General features: G+C 49.8%; 15 protein-coding genes. 11 read left to right on the top strand and 4 right to left on the bottom strand.

What is annotated here, in order from left to right:
* Positions 1 to 236 precede the first annotated feature (236 nt).
* The 6 genes from HXW94_RS12710 to HXW94_RS12685 all read left to right on the top strand — a co-directional run bounded on the left by HXW94_RS12710 (position 237) and on the right by HXW94_RS12685 (position 9663).
* Positions 237 to 674 carry an iron-sulfur cluster assembly scaffold protein gene (locus HXW94_RS12710; RefSeq protein WP_343054610.1) on the top strand — a complete coding sequence of 146 codons (438 nt, stop codon included), beginning with the start codon at positions 237 to 239 and terminating at the stop codon, positions 672 to 674.
* 5 nt (positions 675 to 679) lie between these two features.
* Positions 680 to 1054, top strand: coding sequence for a hypothetical protein (locus HXW94_RS12705; protein WP_178367277.1), 375 nt, complete (start codon positions 680 to 682; stop codon positions 1052 to 1054).
* 117 nt (positions 1055 to 1171) lie between these two features.
* Positions 1172 to 1624, top strand: a complete 453-nt coding sequence (locus HXW94_RS12700) for a CBS domain-containing protein (RefSeq protein ID WP_178367276.1) — start codon at positions 1172 to 1174, stop codon at positions 1622 to 1624.
* Between the two features lie 24 nt (positions 1625 to 1648).
* Positions 1649 to 4072 carry a phosphoenolpyruvate synthase gene (gene ppsA, locus HXW94_RS12695; RefSeq protein WP_178367275.1) on the top strand — a complete coding sequence of 808 codons (2424 nt, stop codon included), beginning with the start codon at positions 1649 to 1651 and terminating at the stop codon, positions 4070 to 4072.
* A 256-nt stretch (positions 4073 to 4328) separates the two neighbouring features.
* Positions 4329 to 7868, top strand: coding sequence for a pyruvate:ferredoxin (flavodoxin) oxidoreductase (nifJ, locus tag HXW94_RS12690; RefSeq protein WP_178367274.1), 3540 nt, complete (start codon positions 4329 to 4331; stop codon positions 7866 to 7868).
* A 91-nt stretch (positions 7869 to 7959) separates the two neighbouring features.
* Complete coding sequence (locus tag HXW94_RS12685) at positions 7960 to 9663, top strand: hypothetical protein (protein WP_178367273.1); 1704 nt, start codon at positions 7960 to 7962, stop codon at positions 9661 to 9663.
* A gap of 464 nt (positions 9664 to 10127) precedes the next feature.
* Here the strand turns inward: HXW94_RS12685 and HXW94_RS12680 are convergent, their stop codons facing one another.
* Genes HXW94_RS12680 through radA form a run of 3 tightly spaced genes read right to left on the bottom strand, consistent with a single transcriptional unit; the run spans position 10128 to position 12895 of the window.
* Positions 10128 to 10871, bottom strand: a complete 744-nt coding sequence (locus tag HXW94_RS12680) for a YebC/PmpR family DNA-binding transcriptional regulator (RefSeq protein WP_178367272.1) — start codon at positions 10869 to 10871, stop codon at positions 10128 to 10130.
* Positions 10872 to 10884: 13 nt separating this feature from the next.
* Positions 10885 to 11529 carry an SAM-dependent methyltransferase gene (locus HXW94_RS12675; protein ID WP_178367271.1) on the bottom strand — a complete coding sequence of 215 codons (645 nt, stop codon included), beginning with the start codon at positions 11527 to 11529 and terminating at the stop codon, positions 10885 to 10887.
* Positions 11519 to 12895: a DNA repair protein RadA gene (gene radA / locus HXW94_RS12670; protein WP_178367270.1), complete on the bottom strand. Its 1377-nt coding sequence runs from the start codon at positions 12893 to 12895 to the stop codon at positions 11519 to 11521. The genes HXW94_RS12675 and radA overlap by 11 nt, the downstream gene beginning before the upstream one ends.
* Before the next feature lie 248 nt (positions 12896 to 13143).
* On the opposite strand from radA, the gene HXW94_RS12665 reads away from it, so the two are divergent.
* From HXW94_RS12665 to HXW94_RS12645, 5 genes are all read left to right on the top strand, one after another.
* Complete coding sequence (locus HXW94_RS12665; RefSeq protein ID WP_178367269.1) at positions 13144 to 14358, top strand: sugar kinase; 1215 nt, start codon at positions 13144 to 13146, stop codon at positions 14356 to 14358.
* A 5-nt stretch (positions 14359 to 14363) separates the two neighbouring features.
* A complete protein-coding gene (locus HXW94_RS12660) occupies positions 14364 to 15059 on the top strand; it encodes a phosphoribosylanthranilate isomerase (protein WP_178367268.1) in 696 nt (231 codons plus the stop codon).
* A gap of 12 nt (positions 15060 to 15071) precedes the next feature.
* Entirely contained in the window at positions 15072 to 16103 is a 1032-nt protein-coding gene (locus HXW94_RS20130) for a zinc-binding dehydrogenase (protein ID WP_178367267.1), read from the top strand.
* A gap of 24 nt (positions 16104 to 16127) precedes the next feature.
* Complete coding sequence (locus HXW94_RS12650) at positions 16128 to 16928, top strand: class I fructose-bisphosphate aldolase (RefSeq protein WP_178367266.1); 801 nt, start codon at positions 16128 to 16130, stop codon at positions 16926 to 16928.
* 207 nt (positions 16929 to 17135) lie between these two features.
* On the top strand, positions 17136 to 17561 hold the full coding sequence (locus tag HXW94_RS12645) for an ATP-binding protein (RefSeq protein WP_178367265.1): 426 nt from the start codon (positions 17136 to 17138) through the stop codon (positions 17559 to 17561).
* 275 nt (positions 17562 to 17836) lie between these two features.
* Here HXW94_RS12645 and HXW94_RS12640 read toward each other — a convergent pair.
* Positions 17837 to 18152 (bottom strand): hypothetical protein (locus HXW94_RS12640; RefSeq protein ID WP_218576707.1); only part of this gene is annotated, 316 nt, incomplete at its 5' end.

The following is an 18152-nucleotide window of genomic DNA, read 5'->3' as shown; positions in this document are numbered from 1 at the left end:
TATTTGTTGGGTTTCGTTCCTTAACCCAACCTACCTTCCACGCATTGGCCGAAACAATGATCAAGGCCATAGCAACAGCTATACCGGTGGCAGCTTTAGTCCAGGCAAAGGCGGATTTTTTTCGATTGTTTTTTGCCCACAACAGATGACAACCGCGCCGGTTTATGACAAACTGTGGTTGATGTAAAAACAGAATGTCCGGTGCATACCGGAACTTAAGTAGAAAGGAAAAAACAGTGAGCAATCTTGACGCATTTTTGGACAAGCTCCAGGAAGAGATATTTGATGAAGCAAAACAGGCCCTGGGTGAAAGGGGGTTTGATCGCTGGAGAAACCCCAAGCACAACGGCCGGATGGAAAACCCTGATGGATGGGGCCGGGTGACCGGAGAGTGCGGGGATACCATGGAAATATATCTTAAATTTAAGGACAACCAGGTGGCGAAGGGCTCTTATTTTACGGATGGGTGCGCCTCTTCCATGGTCAGCGCGTCCTTTGCTGTAGAACTGACCCTGGGCAAAACCCCGGAACAATTAACGGATATCACCGCAGACCACATTCTTGCCGCCATTGGCCGGCTACCGGACGACGACGTTCATTGCACCACCCTTGCGGCCCGTACCATCCAGGCGGCCGTGGACAACTATATGGGCACCATGGTGAAAAAAGTCTGATTTTTATGGAAATCCGCCTTGATCTGAGCCGGCACTGCATCCAGACGGCGGCTTGCCTGAAGCTTGAACACCTGGTCCGGCAGTGCTTGAAAGTGCCGGACCAGGCAACAGAAGAGATGATTGAGACCTTGACCGATTTCCTGTCACAGAATGATTTCGGTGAACTGCGCAGGCGTATTGATCTGGCCCGTCAATCCTTGGACGATGATCCTGCCTCCCTTGTGCCCCTTGATTTGCCCGCCGGCATGTTAAAACCCTTCTCGCATTTGGCGCTTGGCCCTGATTCCTGTTACCTGTCGCACCAACTTTTGAAAATGCCTTTACACCCGGTCCGCAGGATGTTGTCAGAGCGGTTCTGGAGACGATCAACAAATAAATGAATATGCTTTACCTTCTATAATTAAGGCCATTGCGATTTTTTCATCAAAGGTATATAAAAATATGGAGAAACGCAAATTCTCAGTTCTTCTGTAACCTATTATCCAGGAAGATCGAAAATGAAAACAGCTAAAGATATCATGGAAGAAAAAGTCATCTCAATAACCCCGGAGACCGACATCTCCCGGGCTGTGGAGATTCTGTTAAACAACCACATTAATGGGGTGCCCGTGGTGGATGGGGACGGTACACTGAAAGGTATTCTGTGCCAGAGTGATCTCATTTTTCAGCAGAAAACCATCTCTCTGCCCCCCATACTCACCTTTTTGGACGGCATTATTCCCTTATCTTCATCTAAAAAATTAGAAAATGAAATGAAAAAAGTAGCTGCCGGTACCGTGGCCCAGGCCATGGTCGCCGATCCTGTCACCGTCGCACCGGACACACCGGTCAGTGAGATCGCAGCCTTGATGGTTGAGAAGCATTTTCACACCATTCCCGTGGTTCAGGACGGTAAATTGCTGGGCATTGTGGGCAAGGAAGATGTGCTGAAGACATTGATCAATTCATAATTCGAATAAAAATCGGAGGTGAAAATGGGCCAAGATGCGCACAAGGATCAGAAGCCGTTGGTGGCCTGGTTCAAGGATTTGAGCATTGACGATGTGCCGTTGGTGGGCGGTAAGAATGCAAGCCTGGGCGAAATGTATCGTAATTTGACCCCCAAGGGGGTGAGCATCCCCAATGGATTTGCGGTTACCGCCCATGCCTATACCTATCTTTTGAAAAAATCCAAGGCCATGGATAAAATTCGGGAAATATTGTCCGACCTGGACACCCATGACATGGACAACCTTCAGGAACGCGGGGCCAGGGTCAGGAACCTGATTCGCAGCCAGGAATTCCCAGACGACTTGTATCAGGAAATTGCCAAAGCCTATGCCCAATTGGAAGAAGAATACGGCAAGAACGTGGATGTGGCCGTACGCTCCTCGGCAACGGCCGAAGATCTGCCGGACGCCAGTTTCGCCGGGCAGCAGGACACCTTTCTGAACATCCGTGGCGTGGAAGACCTGGTGGATGCCTGCCACCGCTGTTTCGCGTCCCTGTTCACCAACCGGGCCATATCCTACCGCGAAGACAAGGGTTTTGACCATTTTTCCATTGCCCTGTCCATTGCCGTACAAAAGATGGTCAGAAGCGATTTGGCCTCAAGCGGGGTCATGTTCAGCATAGACACGGAATCCGGCTTTCAGGACGCAGTGTTCATCACCGGTGCCTACGGACTGGGGGAAAACGTGGTCCAGGGTGCGGTCAACCCGGATGAATGGTATGTATTCAAGCCCACGCTCAAGCAGGGCTTCAAGCCCATCATCATGAAAAAGACCGGTGGCAAGGCCATAAAGATGATTTACACCACGGATGCCAAACAGCCCACCAAAAATGTGGCCGTGCCGGACGAGGACCGCCGCCGCCTGGTACTCAATGACGATGAGGTGGTGGAACTGGGCCGGATGGCCTGCACCATTGAGGATCACTATTCGGCAACGGCCGGATATCTTAAACCCATGGACATTGAATGGGCCAAGGACGGCGAAACCGGTAAACTGTTCATCGTCCAGGCCAGGCCCGAGACAGTACACACTTTGAAGGACAAGGCCGTTCTCAGGGAATTTCACCTCAAAGAGAAGGGCGACGTGGTGTGTACCGGCCAGTCCGTGGGCGAACTCATCGGCCAGGGTGGGGTCAACGTGATCAAATCCGCCCAGATGATTTCCCAGTTCCGGAAGGGAGAGGTGCTGGTCACGGACATGACCGACCCGGACTGGGAGCCGGTGATGAAAATCGCCGGGGCCATCGTCACCAACAGAGGCGGTCGCACCTGCCATGCGGCCATTGTCAGCCGTGAACTGGGCATCCCGTGTATCGTGGGCGCCGGCAGCGCCACCACCAGGATGCAAACCGGCCAGGACGTCACCGTGGACTGTTCCCAGGGCAGCACGGGTTACGTGTATGACGGCCTTTTGCCCTACGAGATTGAGGAGACGGACCTGGAAACGCTGCCCAAGACCAAAACCAAGATCATGCTGAATCTGGCCAGCCCGGAGCAGGCCTTTGAAAAGAGTTTTATCCCCAACCATGGGGTGGGTCTGGCCCGGGAGGAATTCATCATCAACTCTTATATTAAGATTCATCCCCTGGCCCTTTTGAGGTACGAGGAGCTGGGTGACGAAATTTTGAAACGGGCCATAGCGGACATGACTGTCGGCTACAGCGACAAGAGCGACTATTTCGTGGACAAGCTGGCCGAGGGCGTGGGCATGCTGGCCGCCGCCTTTTATCCCAAGCCGGTCATTGTCCGGCTTTCGGACTTCAAGAGCAACGAGTACGCCAACCTCATCGGCGGTGACCAGTTCGAGCCGGATGAGGATAATCCGATGATCGGCTGGCGCGGCGCCTCGCGCTACTACGCCAAGGAATACAAAGAGGCGTTCGGCCTGGAATGCAAGGCCATGCTTAAAATCAGGAACGAGATGGGGCTTCATAACGTCCAGGTCATGATTCCCTTCTGCCGCACGCTGGACGAGGCCGAACAGGTGATTGAAACCATGGCCGAATTCGGTCTGCGCCAGGGTGAAAACGGGTTCAAGGTGATCTGTATGTGCGAGATACCATCCAATGTCATCCTGGCTGAAGAATATCTGGACATTTTTGACGGCTTTTCCATCGGCACCAATGATCTGACACAATTGCTGCTTGGTGTGGACCGGGATTCGTCCCTTGTTTCCCATATATATGACGAGCGCAACCCGGCGGTGAAAAAGATGGTCCGCCAGGTGATCGAGACTGCCGTTAAAAAGGGCAAGTACATCGGCATCTGCGGCCAGGCCCCCAGTGATTACCTGGAGTTTGCGGAATTTGTGGTGGAGTGCGGTATTGAGACCATGTCCCTGAACCCGGACACGGTGATCAAGACCACCCTGGCCGTGGCTGAATTGGAAAAGAAACTGGGTTTATAGGATTCCCTTTGTAATGTTTGTCCTAATCCTGCGTACCCGTCTGGAAAATAGGTCTTGACCGGTTTTTTCAGTTGTGAGATATAAAAGCAGTTCGATAAGCAATAGATTGCTTATTTATTAACCGGGAACGGTTTAAAAAATCGGTTTGCAACATTTTCTACAAACCGGTTTTTTTATTATTTTTTATGTTCAAAGGAATCTATATATATTGGAATTAAATCTTACTTTGCATTACCATTCAATGAGGTGAAATATTATGAAAAAAAAAATGCAGACCATTGACGGGAATACTGCGGCAACCCATGTGGCATACGCCATGAGCGAAGTCGCAGCAATTTACCCGATCACACCTTCCAGCCCTCTGGGTGAAATTGCCGACGCCTGGGCCTCCCAGGGAAGAAAGAATATTTTCGGGCAGATCCTGGACATCAAGCAAATGCAGTCCGAGGCCGGTGCCGCCGGTGCTGTCCATGGCTCCCTTGCAGCAGGCGCTTTGACTTCCACCTTTACCGCCTCCCAGGGGCTGTTGCTCAAGATACCCAATATGTATAAGATCGCCGGCGAGCTGCTCCCCTGTGTTTTTCATGTAACCGCCCGGGCCATTTCCGCTCACGCCCTGTCCATCTTCGGAGACCACCAGGATGTTATGGCAGCCAGACAGACCGGATTTGCCATGCTGGCCTCCTGCTCTGTCCAGGAAGCCCAGGACCTGGCCCTTGTGGCGCATCTTGCAACCATGGATGCCCGGGTGCCGTTCCTCCATTTTTACGACGGATTCAGAACCTCACATGAAATTCAAAAAATTGAAATGATTGCATACGAGGAGATGGCATCCCTGTTCAACTATGACGCATACTGGGACTTTAAGGCCAGGGCCATGAATCCTGAACACCCCGACACCCGCGGAACCGCCCAGAATCCGGATATCTATTTCCAGGGCCGGGAAGCAACCAACGCCTTTTACCTGAAAGTGCCTGCCATTGTTAAACAATATATGCAAAAGGTCGGTGATCTGACCGGGCGTTATTATCAGCCCTTTGATTACGTGGGGGACCCCGAAGCCGACCGTGTTGTGGTGGCCATGGGGTCCGGCTGTGAAGCCATTGAAGAGACCATTGAAAAACTCAATGGCATGGGCGAACGCCTGGGCCTGATAAAAGTGCGTTTATACAGACCTTTTGACATTCCGGAATTTCTGCGCACCCTGCCGGCGTCCGTGGAGACCCTGACGGTGCTTGACAGAACCAAGGAGCCCGGTGCCATTGGCGAACCGTTGTACCAGGATGTCTGCACCGCCTTTATGGAACACGGGGAAGGCCCCCGGATCATTGGCGGTCGTTACGGATTGTCCTCAAAGGAATTCAACCCCTCCATGATCAAGGCGGTATATGACAACATGAAGGCGTTGTCCCCGAAAAATCATTTTACCGTGGGGATCATTGACGATGTTACCCACACCTCACTGAAGGTGGAAAAAGGGTTTGATGCCGCTCCGAAAGGGACTGTTGCCGCGAAATTCTGGGGCCTTGGGTCCGACGGCACCGTGGGGGCTAACCAGTCTGCCATCGCCATCATCGGTGACAACACGGATAAATATGCCCAGGGGTATTTTGCCTATGACTCCAAAAAATCCGGCGGGCTGACCGTTTCCCATCTGCGGTTCGGAGATGTGAAAATCAAAAGCACCTATTTGATAGACGCTCCGGATTTCGTGGCCTGCCACAAGTCTAATTATGTGGATATTTACGATGTACTCATGGGGATCAAGCAAGGCGGCACCTTTCTGCTCAACTCCGAATGGGGCTCTATTGCGGATCTGGAAAAACATATCCCGGGCCATGTCCGCCGCACCATATATGAGAAAGAGCTGAATTTCTACAATATTGATGCCGTGAAAATTGCCGGAGAAGTCGGTCTTGGCAACCGCATCAACATGATTATGCAGACCTGTTTTTTTAATCTGGCCAATATCCTTCCCGTTGATACGGCCATTGACCTGCTCAAAGCCGACATTAAAAAGAAATTCGGTAAAAAGGGCGATGCCATCGTCAATATGAATATTGAGGCCGTGGACAAGACCCTGGATAACCTGGTGAAAGTGGAGGTCCCCGAATCCTGGAAAGACGCTGAAGACCAGCCGAGAATCGAGGCACCGGCCACCCCCTTTGTGGATAATGTTATGCGCAAAATCAATGTCCAGGAAGGTGACGACCTGCCGGTATCGGCCTTTTCCGTGGATGGTGTGTTTGAAGCCGGTACATCCCAGTATGAAAAACGCGGGGTCGCCATCAACGTGCCCGAGTGGATTGCTGAAAATTGTATCCAGTGCAACCAGTGTGCCTTTGTCTGCCCCCATGCCGCCATCATTCCCATTTTGGCAACATCTGATGAACTCAAAGACGCGCCGGCCTCTTTTGCCACCGTTGATGCCAAAGGCAAGGGCATGGACCAGTTCAAATTCAGAATTCAGGTGAATCCCCTTGACTGCCAGGGCTGCGGTAACTGCGCAGATATCTGCCCGGCCAAGACAAAAGCCCTTATAATGAAACCGCTGTCATCCCAAGTGGACGTGGAAACAGAAAATCACAAATTTTCTTTGACCGTTCCATTCAAGACGGATGTCATGAAACGCGACAGCCTTAAGGGCAGCCAGTTGTGGAAACCGCTGCTTGAATTTTCCGGCGCATGTTCAGGCTGCGGAGAAACCCCCTATGTAAAATTGATCACCCAGCTTTTCGGCGAAAGAATGACCGTTGCCAATGCCACGGGCTGCTCCTCTATCTGGGGCGGATCGGCACCGTCTATGCCCTATTGTACCAATGCCGACGGCCACGGTCCTGCCTGGGCATCTTCCCTGTTCGAGGATGCTGCCGAATACGGTTACGGTATGCTGCTGGCCACAAAATCCAGGCGTAAAACCCTGGCCGCAAAGATGGAAAAAGCCATTGAACAGGGTGTTTCCGATGATCTTAAAGCAGCCATGGAAGGCTGGATCGCCGGGATGGATAATCTTGAAGAGTCCAAAAAATACGGTGATGACCTTACACGTCTGCTTAAAGATGCTTCTTCGGGCATTCTTAAAGAGATTTATGATGAACATGATCTGTTCGTAAAAAAATCGCACTGGGTGTTTGGCGGTGACGGCTGGGCCTATGATATCGGCTTCGGTGGTGTGGATCATGTACTGGCATCCGGGGATGACATTAATATATTGGTGCTGGATACCGAGGTCTACTCCAACACGGGTGGTCAGTCGTCCAAGGCCACGCCCACCGGTGCCATTGCCAAATATGCCGCATCTGGAAAGAAAATCGGGAAAAAAGATATGGCCCGGATGATGATGAGTTATGGGTATATTTATGTTGCCACCATCTCCATGGGTGCCAATAAGAACCAGACACTCAAGGCGCTCCTGGAAGCGGAAAGCTATCCCGGCCCCTCCCTGATCATCGCCTATGCCCCATGCATTAACCAGGGCATCAAAAAAGGCATGGGTAAAACCCAGGAAGAAATGAAATTGGCTGTTGAATCCGGTTACTGGCCTATTTTCCGGTTTAATCCCCAGCTTACCCATGAAGGAAAAAATCCCTTTGTCCTTGACTCCAAACAACCCGACGGCACCCTGCAGGAGTTCTTAAGCGGTGAGGTGCGATTTGCAGCCCTGGAAAAAAGTTTCCCTGAAGAGTCCAAACGACTACGGGCCGCCCTTGGCGAAGAGGTTGAGGAAAAATATGCCATGCTCAAAATGATGGCGGATGCCGGTAAAAAAGAATCCGATGCCGACAAAAAAGAATAAGTTTCAATTAAAATCGTAATGGTTTAGGGGCGAAGGCGTTTTATACGTTTCGCCCCTTTTTTGATTTAACAAAGGACCGGAGAATAAGCACATGAAAAAATACTTAGTAGTTATCATTACAGCATTGATTCTGTTGCCCTGTATCGCCATCAGCCAGGAGAACCCGGCTGCTTCTTCGGCGCCTGGAGGGGCGGCCCAGGACCCGGGTAAGACTGATGAGCAGTCAGTATTGGAAGCTGAAGCGCAACAGAATACCCTTGAAATTCTCAAGTCCATTGTCAAAAGTAAAGCAACGCTGAAACAGCGCATGGATGAAAAAAAACAGGCCATGGCCAATGCCGGTTCCGAAACTGAAAAACAATATCTTTCCGAAGAGCTTGCCGAGTTGGATAAGCAGATGGCGGATGCTGTGAGCGATTTTGAAATGACCGCCACAGGTGTTGAGATTGGTTTGTTTGTGGCCAATAAAAAAGAACGGTTTGATTGGAAGAACGAATTGCTCTCCCTGGCCGAGCCCGGAATTATGGAGCTTAAGCGGCTCACGGCCAAAGCCAGGCATAAATCAAAACTCAATGATGAACTGGCCAAATACCAGGATCTGCTTCCCGTGGCAATCAAGGCCAGAACCCGCATTGAGTCTTTGATCAGCCAGAGTCAGGACCCGGCGCTGGCAGCCGCCCTTAAAAATATCCTGCCCGAATACAACGGCCTTGAAAGCCAGATAAAAAATAAGGTGGACCTGGTCCAGCTTAAACTCAACGAAATTGAACGGCAAGAGGCATCGGTCATTGACAGCACCCAGGACTCTGTTAAAAAATTTTTCAAAACCCGGGGATTATACCTGTTTCTGGCTATTCTGGCCTGTATCGGTGTCGTGCTGTTAATAAAATTTCTTTATCAGAATTTGATCCGCTTTGTGCCCGGATACAAATTGGAGTACCGCCCCTTTCATATACGGATACTTGAACTGATGTACCGGGGCATGACACTTGTGTTGACAGTGCTGGCAATCATTGCGGTCTTTTATTTTGTGGAGGACTGGGTCCTGCTTTCCCTGACCATTATTTTTATTTTAGGGGTGATATGGGCGGCCAAGTACACCCTGCCTATGTATATAGACACCAGCAAGCTGATGCTCAATGTTGGTGCGGTCAGGGAAGGCGAACGTATGATTTACCAGGGCGTGCCCTGGCGGGTTAAACATATCAATTTTTTCAGTCTTCTGGAAAATCCTGATTTGGGCATTACGCTGAGGATACCCATCACGGAACTTACCGGCAAAACCTCCAGGAGATTTGATACTCATGAATCCTGGTTCCCCTGCCGGAAAAATGACTGGGTGATCCTTTCCGACGGTACCCGGGGCGGTGTGACCCATTTGAGCCATGAAACCGTGGAACTGGTATTACGGGGCGGCGCCAAAAAGACCTATCAGACGCCTGATTTCCTGGCCATGACGCCCTTGAATCTCTCTGTCAATTTCAGAATTAAGGAAACCTTCGGGATTGATTACGGTCTCCAGAAAGATGCCACCACAACCATTCCTGACCTTTTATCAGCGTTTATCCAAAAAAATATTGAACAAGAAGGGTATGCCGAAGAGCTGCTGAACCTGAGGGTGGAATTTGCGGAAGCCGGGGCCTCATCTCTGGATCTTGTGGTTATTGCCGATTTCAAAGGCAGCCAGGCCCCCCTGTACAACCGCTTAAGACGAAGCATCCAACGATGGTGCGTTGACGCGGCCTCCCAATACAACTGGAATATTCCCTTTCCCCAGCTTACGGTCGGCATATAGTATCTAAAATTTTATACTATTCTTTATTAATATAAAAAATCTAATATTCAAAATAGCTGGATTGATCTATTTTTGGTTGACAAAAATCAACTATTTCGTTATTTTGAAAGATAGTTCTTTGAAAAGGTAAATGGTTGTGCCTAAAAACCATGGCATGTAAAACCTTACGGGTAACAATTTTTCAAACATAAACAATTTCATTAGCGAGAACCAAGCCAATAAGATTGTTAGTAATGGAAAATTAAAGCGCATAATATTTCACTTGAAACGTTATGCTTTGGGAGAGACCCCCGCTATTTATAAAATGGCGTAAGCTATATATTTGTATAGCAAAAAATGCATCGGTTCATCAGGAGGCTTGATCCAGAAATCCCGGCTCCATTATTTGTAACCACGGAAAGCACTGAAAGTCATGACTCATTTCCGTGTCCTTCCGTGCTTTCCGTGGTTCACCTTAAAAAAGATTACATCGCCTCAAAAGCCTCGTCCGGGATATCGGCGTTGGTATAAAAGTTCTGGATATCATCACAATCGTCCAGGGCCTCCATAAATCGAATCATCTGCTCGGCTTCCTTGCCTGATACAGCGGTAGTGTTCTGGGGAACCATGGAGATTTCAGCCACCTCATAGGTGATCTGTGCGCCATCAATGGCATCCTTGACCGCATCAAATTCCTCGGGTGCGGTGAGCACATCAAAACTGTCGCCTTCGTCCTTGATATCTTCAGCCCCGGCGTCAAGGGCCACTTCCATGAGGATGTCTTCATCTGTATTTTCTTTGGAAATGGTAATCACGCCTTTTTTATCAAACATCCAGGAGACGCAGCCGTCCGTACCCACATTGCCGCCTGCTTTGTTAAAAATATACCTGACATCGGCAATGGTGCGGTTCTTGTTATCCGTGAGGCATTCCACCATCACGGCCACGCCGCCGGGTCCGTATCCTTCATACATGATTTCCTCGTAATTGACCCCGTCCATGTCTCCGGTGCCCTTTTTAATGGCCCGGTCCACATTGTCCTTGGGCATATTTTGGGCTTTGGCCGAGTCAATGGCATGACGCAACCGGGGGTTGGCCATGGGATCACCCCCGCCCATACGGGCAGCCACTGTAATTTCCTTAATCAGCTTGGTAAATATCTTTGCCCGTTTTTTATCGGCCGCCCCTTTCTTGTGTTTGATGGTCGACCATTTGCTATGTCCTGACATGGATGTTGCCTCCTTATGTTATCTTTTCTTTTCCGATGATATAAATTTCTTTGCTTTGTTTTCTGCAGCTTTCGGGTTTAAACACCCGGCACGTCTTAAACGCTGCCGTCACTTCCTGCTCAAACGTTTTAAAATCGTTCCCCTGGAAAATTTTGCACACAAAATTACCCTGAAAAGCCAAATTTTTCAAGGCCGTGTCAAGGGCCATGCGGCATAGCTCAACGGAGCGGATGGCATCCACATCCTTTCTGCCCGTGGTGGCCGGGGCCATGTCGCTGATCACGGCGTTAAATTTACCTGCATGGGATTCAATAAACGCCGGGTGTTCGGGGTTCAGAATATCATCCTGGATGGATAGCGCATTGGGGGGCAATTGGGTTTCAACCGCTTTTAAATCAATGCCGAGAACGCGGCCCTGGTCCCCCACAAGTTTTGCCGCATAAAGGGTCCAGGCGCCCGGTGAACACCCAAGATCAAGCACGGTGTCTCCTTTTTTAATAATCTGAAATCTGTTCTGAATATCTTCAAGCTTGAACACGGACCGGGCAGGATAACCCATGGATTTGGCCTTTTGCGTGAGATGGTCCGCCCACTGGCCGCTCTTGCCGCCTTTTCTTTGGGGCTTTGCCCCTTTTGTTGTCTTTTTTTTACCCTTCAAACAAAACCTCCACGGCATCCCTTAAAAAACTGACGCTTTCAATAGCCATGCCTTTGATTTTTGATAATTGCTTCATGGTGGCCGTGGGCACAAGACACCGTGTGAATCCCATTTTGGCGGCTTCTTTGATCCTGGCCTGGGCATGGCTTACGGCCCGGATCTCGCCGGTAAGCCCGATCTCGCCGATCAGGGTGGTCTCCTTGTGTACCGGGCGGTCCAGAAAGCTTGAGGCCAGCGCGGCGGCAATGGCAAGATCCGCCGAGGGTTCGGTGATGCGGACCCCGCCCGTGACATTCATAAAAATGTCCAGGCCGGCCAGGTTCATGCCCAGGCGTTTTTCCATCACTGCCACAATCAGGGCGACCCGGTTGCTGTCCAGTCCTAAAACCGTCCGCCGGGGCGTACCCAGTCCCGACGTGGAGACCAGGCCCTGGATTTCCACCAGAATCGGGCGGGACCCTTCCATACTGGCCGTCACCACGGAACCCGGGGCCACCACGGCCCGTTCAGACAAAAACACGGCCGACGGGTTCGGCACCTGGGTCAACCCCTGGTCCCGCATTTCAAACACCCCGATCTCATTGGTGGACCCAAAACGATTTTTCACAGCCCGAAGAATTCGAAAAATATGGTTTTTATCCCCTTCAAAATAAAGCACCGTGTCCACCATGTGCTCCATGATTCTGGGGCCTGCAATAGCGCCGCCCTTGGTAACATGTCCCACAAGAAAAATCGGTAATCCTATGGTTTTGGACAGGCGCATGAACTGCATGGATGCTTCTCTGATCTGGGTGATGCTGCCCGGCGTTGACGTAACCTGGGGGTGAAATACGGTTTGAATGGAGTCCACAACCATGGCGTCATATTGATCCTTTTCCCCCATGGCAAGAATCGCCTCAAGATCGGTTTCAGAGACCACAAACAAAGAACGGCCCAAAGATCCCAGGCGTTTTCCCCGCATGGAAATCTGACCTATGGATTCCTCGCCGGATACATACAGACATTTTTTGCCCGCCTTTGCCAGGGTGGATAATACCTGGAGCATGAGCGTGGATTTACCGATCCCGGGGTCACCGCCGATAAGTACCAGGGAGCCGCTTACAATACCGCCGCCCAGAACCCGGTCAAATTCATTGATGCCGGTGTCCATACGCTGGGACGTGGCGGCTTTAACGGATTCAATGGGTACGGGTGTGGCCGCGATGGCCGGCCGGCCCGCACCTGCCACACCCGGGGTCCGGGCCACCAGGGTCTCTTCAACAAGGCTGTCCCAGTCGCCACAGTCCGGGCATTGGCCCATCCATTTCGGTGTCTGTGTTCCGCAGGTTTTACAACGGAATATGGTTTTATCTTTTTTTTTTGCCATGTCCTGATTTTGTCCAAGTGATTGAAAATCGAGTGAATATATCATGATATCTTATTTCTATCAAGCACGGATGTTCGTAATAGAGTCGCAAGCAAAAAACCGTTCTGAATTACATACGGGCAAGTGCGTGAAAAATAGATGATGGCGTTGGAGACATTGTGATATCTTGACGAAAAATAAGTATTTAAGTATACTATCTATTCTATTTTGACAGCCTAATTAACGATTTTCAAGTAAAGGGGAACCGAATGGACAGCCAGACTTCAACGCAGCAAAAACAGAAGGTGGAAATTGACATTGTAGGCGGCCGATTTGATAACGTAACCACGGTGTTGGAGGAGTTTGAGCCGGGGGACGAACGATTTATTCATTCCTATGAGAAAATGGCCCTTGAATCACGACAGGTTGGCGATGTTGAAAGCCGGGAAGTCGATGTCAAGGTGCCGGCCAGGCTTCATCTGAACGTGTTTGATATGAACCGGTTCAATTTGAACCGCCCCGGTGGTGGTGGCCTTGGGGTGAGTATCGGCGTCTATTTTTATGCAACGGTGAAGTCGATTCCCGAGCCGGTTATTCGTACCACAGGCGAACGCCAGCTGATTATGGCCCATTACGGACATATTTTTAAGAAATTATTGGGATATGAGGGTGGGTTTGAAATAGAACTCCAAGACCATAAGCGCCGGCATGTGGGGCTTGGCTCTTCCATCGGTTCCATGTGTGCCGTGTGTATCGGTATGAATGAAGTCCTGGGCAGGCCCTTTCATGGGTGGGAACTGAGGCGGATCATGGGGTTTCACTCCTGTGAAGAGAGCCCTGTGAATGAACAATATCTGCTTCCGGCCTTTGAAACCGGTATTGGTGCCATGGTGAGTATCAACGGTGGCTGGGTGGTTGCCAGTGATGACCTGGTGCTGGTTCAGCGTGTGGCACTGCCGGATACCAAGGTGCTGATGTTTATCCCGGAAGTTGATAGCCTGGAAGACGAATTCAAAGGCGTCCACACCGCGGCGGAATCCGAAGTCGAGCTTTTAATGCGACGGGCAAGAACCCTTGATTCCCTTCAGGTTGGCGCGAAGGCACAAATTGTCCTGATGGACATGATTCCCGCAATGATCCGCAATGATCTTGAAAAGATGGGCGATGCCCTTTTTGAGCTGATGTATATGGGCTCCAAACGGGCCGAATGCGAACAACACGGCGCTTTGGGGGCGCCTATTTACAGTTATATTAATGCGTTTCGGGAAATGGGGATTGAAGTTGCCGGTATGAGTTCGGTGGGCCCCACGGTTTATGCCTTGACCCGAAAGCAGGATGCATATGATCGGGCGCTGAAATACCTTAAAGCAAAAAATATTTCAGACACGCGTATCATAGAGACCGAGGTTGACAACATGGGCGGAACCATCACGGAAAACGGTGTTGAAAGAACCTTTATAAATGATACCTGGCTTAAAGGATAAGTTTTATGACAAGCGCTTACAAAGCGAAAATTTGCGGCACCACCAATGTGGAAGACGCTGAAATGGCGGCCCGTGAAGGGGCTGATTTTTTCGGCGTGGTGGTGGAGGTTGATTTCTCCCCGAGATCGTTGACCATTGACGCGGCCAAGCCTCTTTTTTCGTCACCGCCCCTTCCACCGGTGGCCCTGGTTTACAATATGGCATCAACGCGGGTTGAAACATTGATTCAACAACTGAACCCATTTGCTGTACAATTTTTAAGTTTGGCGGAAGCCTCTTTTGTCACATATTTGAAAAATACCTATCCGCGTGTTGAAGTCTGGCAGTCGGTCCATTTGCCCCAGGCCGGTGAAACGGTGGATGTGGAAAATTTTCAAAAAACGGTTCAAATCTCTGTGACAGCCGGTGTTGATGCCCTTTTGTTCGATACCGCCGCTTTGTCCAAAGGAGAAATGAAGTTTGGCGGCACAGGCGTCACGTCGGATTGGGACATCGTTAAGAAACTGATGGATTCCATGCGCGGTACAGTGCCCATCTGGCTGGCCGGCGGGATCAATCCCGACAATGTCGGAGAGGCCATTGATAAAATCAACCCCTACGGCATTGATTTATGCTCCGGCGTGGAAGCGACCCGCGGCAAGAAAGATGCGGCAAAGCTGAGGTCACTGATGACAACCATTCGCGGGAAGGGTTTAAAATAGGAGAAAATATTTGTGAAAGCAGCAGTTGTTCATGGAAAAAATGATATTCGCATTGAAGAATATCCCACACCAACGGCAAATACCGGAGAAATTATTGTAAAAACAAAAGTATCAGGCATTTGCGCCACTGACATCAAGACCTTGCTGGGTCAAGGGCTGCCCAAGGACTTGCCCACCATTCTGGGGCATGAGGTGGTGGGGGAGGTATTTGAAACAGGGGAGGGCGTTACGGCCTATAAACCGGGTGACCGGGTGGCGGTTTATCCGATTGCCGTTTGCGGGGATTGTTATTACTGCCGCCAGGGTCGGCATAATTTATGTGAGCATGAATTTGGGTTGGCCCACGGTATTGAAGGGGGGTTTGCCGAGTACGTGCGCCTGCCTAAAGAGATTGTGAACATTGGCGGGGTCATAAAGATTCCGGATGAAGTGCCGTTTGATAAAGCGGTGTTATCAGAGCCCTTATCATGCGCCTTGGCATCCCTGACAACCTGTAAGGTCGGACCGGACCACATTGTTGTGATTCTGGGCGCCGGCCCCATGGGGCTTATGCACCTGAAACTGGCCAAGTGGATGGGTGCTGTTGTGATTGTTGTTGATTTACTGGACGATCGGCTGGCCATTGCCGAAAATATGGGCGCAGACCATTGCATCAATCCAACGCAGATCAATCACATTGAAGAAATAAAAAAGCTGACCGGCAACCATGGGGCACAAGCGGTTATTGCATCCCTGGGGATCCCGGCGGTGATTGAGGAAAATTTGCAGCTGACCGGAAAGGGCGGCACATTTAATATCTTTGGCGGACCGCCGGCAGGCCATACAATATCGGTGGACCCAAGATGGCTTCACTACTGCGAAATCAATCTGACCGGGACCTTTGCGGCCTCACCCAAAGATTTCAAAAAGAGCCTTGAGCTGATCATCAACAATGACATCACCGTGGATGACCTTGTCACGGACCGGTTTACCCTTGATACGTTTTTAGAGGCCGTAGAGCGTGCCAAGAACCAGCAAATGATTCGTGGGATTGTTGAATTTTAATAATGAGAAAGGGGCTGTCATATTATGGATGGAAAAAAGAGACGACTGAGAAAAATTCTTAATAAAAAAACGGGACGTTCTTTAGTCCTTGCGGTTGATCACGGCATGGCGCTTGGTGCCATGACCGGCATTGTGGATATTGCCGGTACGATTCGAACACTGGACGCCACCGACAAGGTTGACTGCTGGCTGATGACCAAAGGCATATATTCCCATGCGTTTGACCCGGCAGGCGATCCGGGGGTTATCCTTCGCGCCAGCGGCGGGGCCACCATTGCCGGCCCGGAATTGACCCGGGAGGGTCAAACCGCGGATGCCGAAGAGGCCTTGCGGCTTGGCGTGGATGCCATGGCAACCACAGCGTTTGTCGGATCGGATTATGAGCATGACACCCTGATCAGTATGGCCGGGATGGCAACAGAATGCCGAAAATGGGATATGCCGCTTCTAGGGGTGATTGGTCTGGGAAAAACCAATGAAAATAAGAAGAAAGATCCCAAATTTATTGCCCTTGGTGCAAGGGTGGGTGCGGAGCATGGGGCGGATCTCATCAAGACCTATTATACGGAAACCGATTTTGACAAGGTTGTGGCCGGATGCCCTGTGCCGGTCATGATTGCCGGCGGGCCCAAATGTGAAACGGATCTGGACACGCTGAATATGATATATGGTGCCCTCCAGGGCGGTGCCCAAGGCATTGTCATGGGCAGAAATGTGTGGCAAAGCCCCCACCCCACCGCATTATTGTCAGCGGTCTATGGTTTAATACATGAAGGAATGACTGTGAAAGAGGCGGCGGATCTGCTTGCCCATGAGGCGAATTAGACCATCCACATTAAGGCTCACGAGAAAAAAGCGTACATTCAGCAGAGATCTCCTGCCGGAATGTATGCTTTTATCCGTTTTTAAAGAGGTGCCCAGGGGTAATATCGTTCATCTGGCCCACCATGAAAAATTCGTAAATTGGAAGTTGTGTTTCTAATTTACAAACTTTCCCTTGATTGTCTGCAAATTGGAAGTTATATTACCAATATGCAAACTTACATTCCGAGATTTTTAGCCGAAAAAATACGAAACAAGATCAAACAAATGCCTGCCGTATCCATCCTCGGGCCCCGCCAGTGCGGCAAATCCACATTAGCCCGTGAAATCCTCAAATCCATGACCAACACGGTTTACCTGGATCTTGAACGTCCGTCGGATGTCAACAAACTAAGAGACCCCGAAGCATTTTTCACCCTGAACCGGGGCAAACTCATCTGCCTGGATGAAATTCAGCGTGTCTCTGAAATTTTTCCGGTCATGCGCAGCATCATTGATGCCGAAGGAACAAACGGACAATTTCTCATTCTGGGGTCTGCGTCGCCTGTGCTGCTCCGGCAGTCTTCGGAAAGTCTGGCCGGCCGGATTTCCCATATTGACCTTTCCCCCAAGGGGTTCGATTATTTTAGGTTCTAAACCCTCAAATTTCATTTTAAATTTTATTTGTTACTTAATTTTCTAACAATCTTCAATTATATCTCTCTCTGTTCGATAGTTTTAAAAAGTAAAAACAAGGTTTTTTTAGTTTGTCATTTAAATACAATGGTGTCCGTCTATTATGCTTTTTTAAATATTTTTGGCCTCCGAAAAAGACCGCTTCTCAACCCTGTGTTTATATGGCTGAAGAAAAAACTTGATGCTCGAGTGTCAGGTAATTCCCTCTGCACCAAAGAATTAGGTTAAATGATTTTTCAACTGGATATAGTACCCATTCGTAGCCCATATTTTACTTTTTGAGTCATCTTATTATAAATTGATTCTGGCAGATCCAATAGATATAAAATTTTTCTTTGTACTTCATTGAGAGGTGAAATCTGTTCAAAATGTTGTCCGTTGGGTAAATCTGTTATAAAAAAATCCATACCGTTGAATGCTTCGAAAAGCAAATCAACAGAAGGGCTAGCTGTACTGCGTCTCGGATTTCCAGGGTAAATGCCTTGAAGGGTATCTTGATCTTCCTGCAATTTTCGATGAACACAGAATTCAACAATTCCTATTGCACGCAAG

Origin of the sequence: Desulfobacter latus, from assembly GCF_013389365.1 — a bacterium.
Lineage (GTDB): Bacteria > Desulfobacterota > Desulfobacteria > Desulfobacterales > Desulfobacteraceae > Desulfobacter > Desulfobacter latus.
Note: the sequence above shows the minus strand (reverse complement) of the source record. Positions and strands in the feature narration are given on the sequence as shown.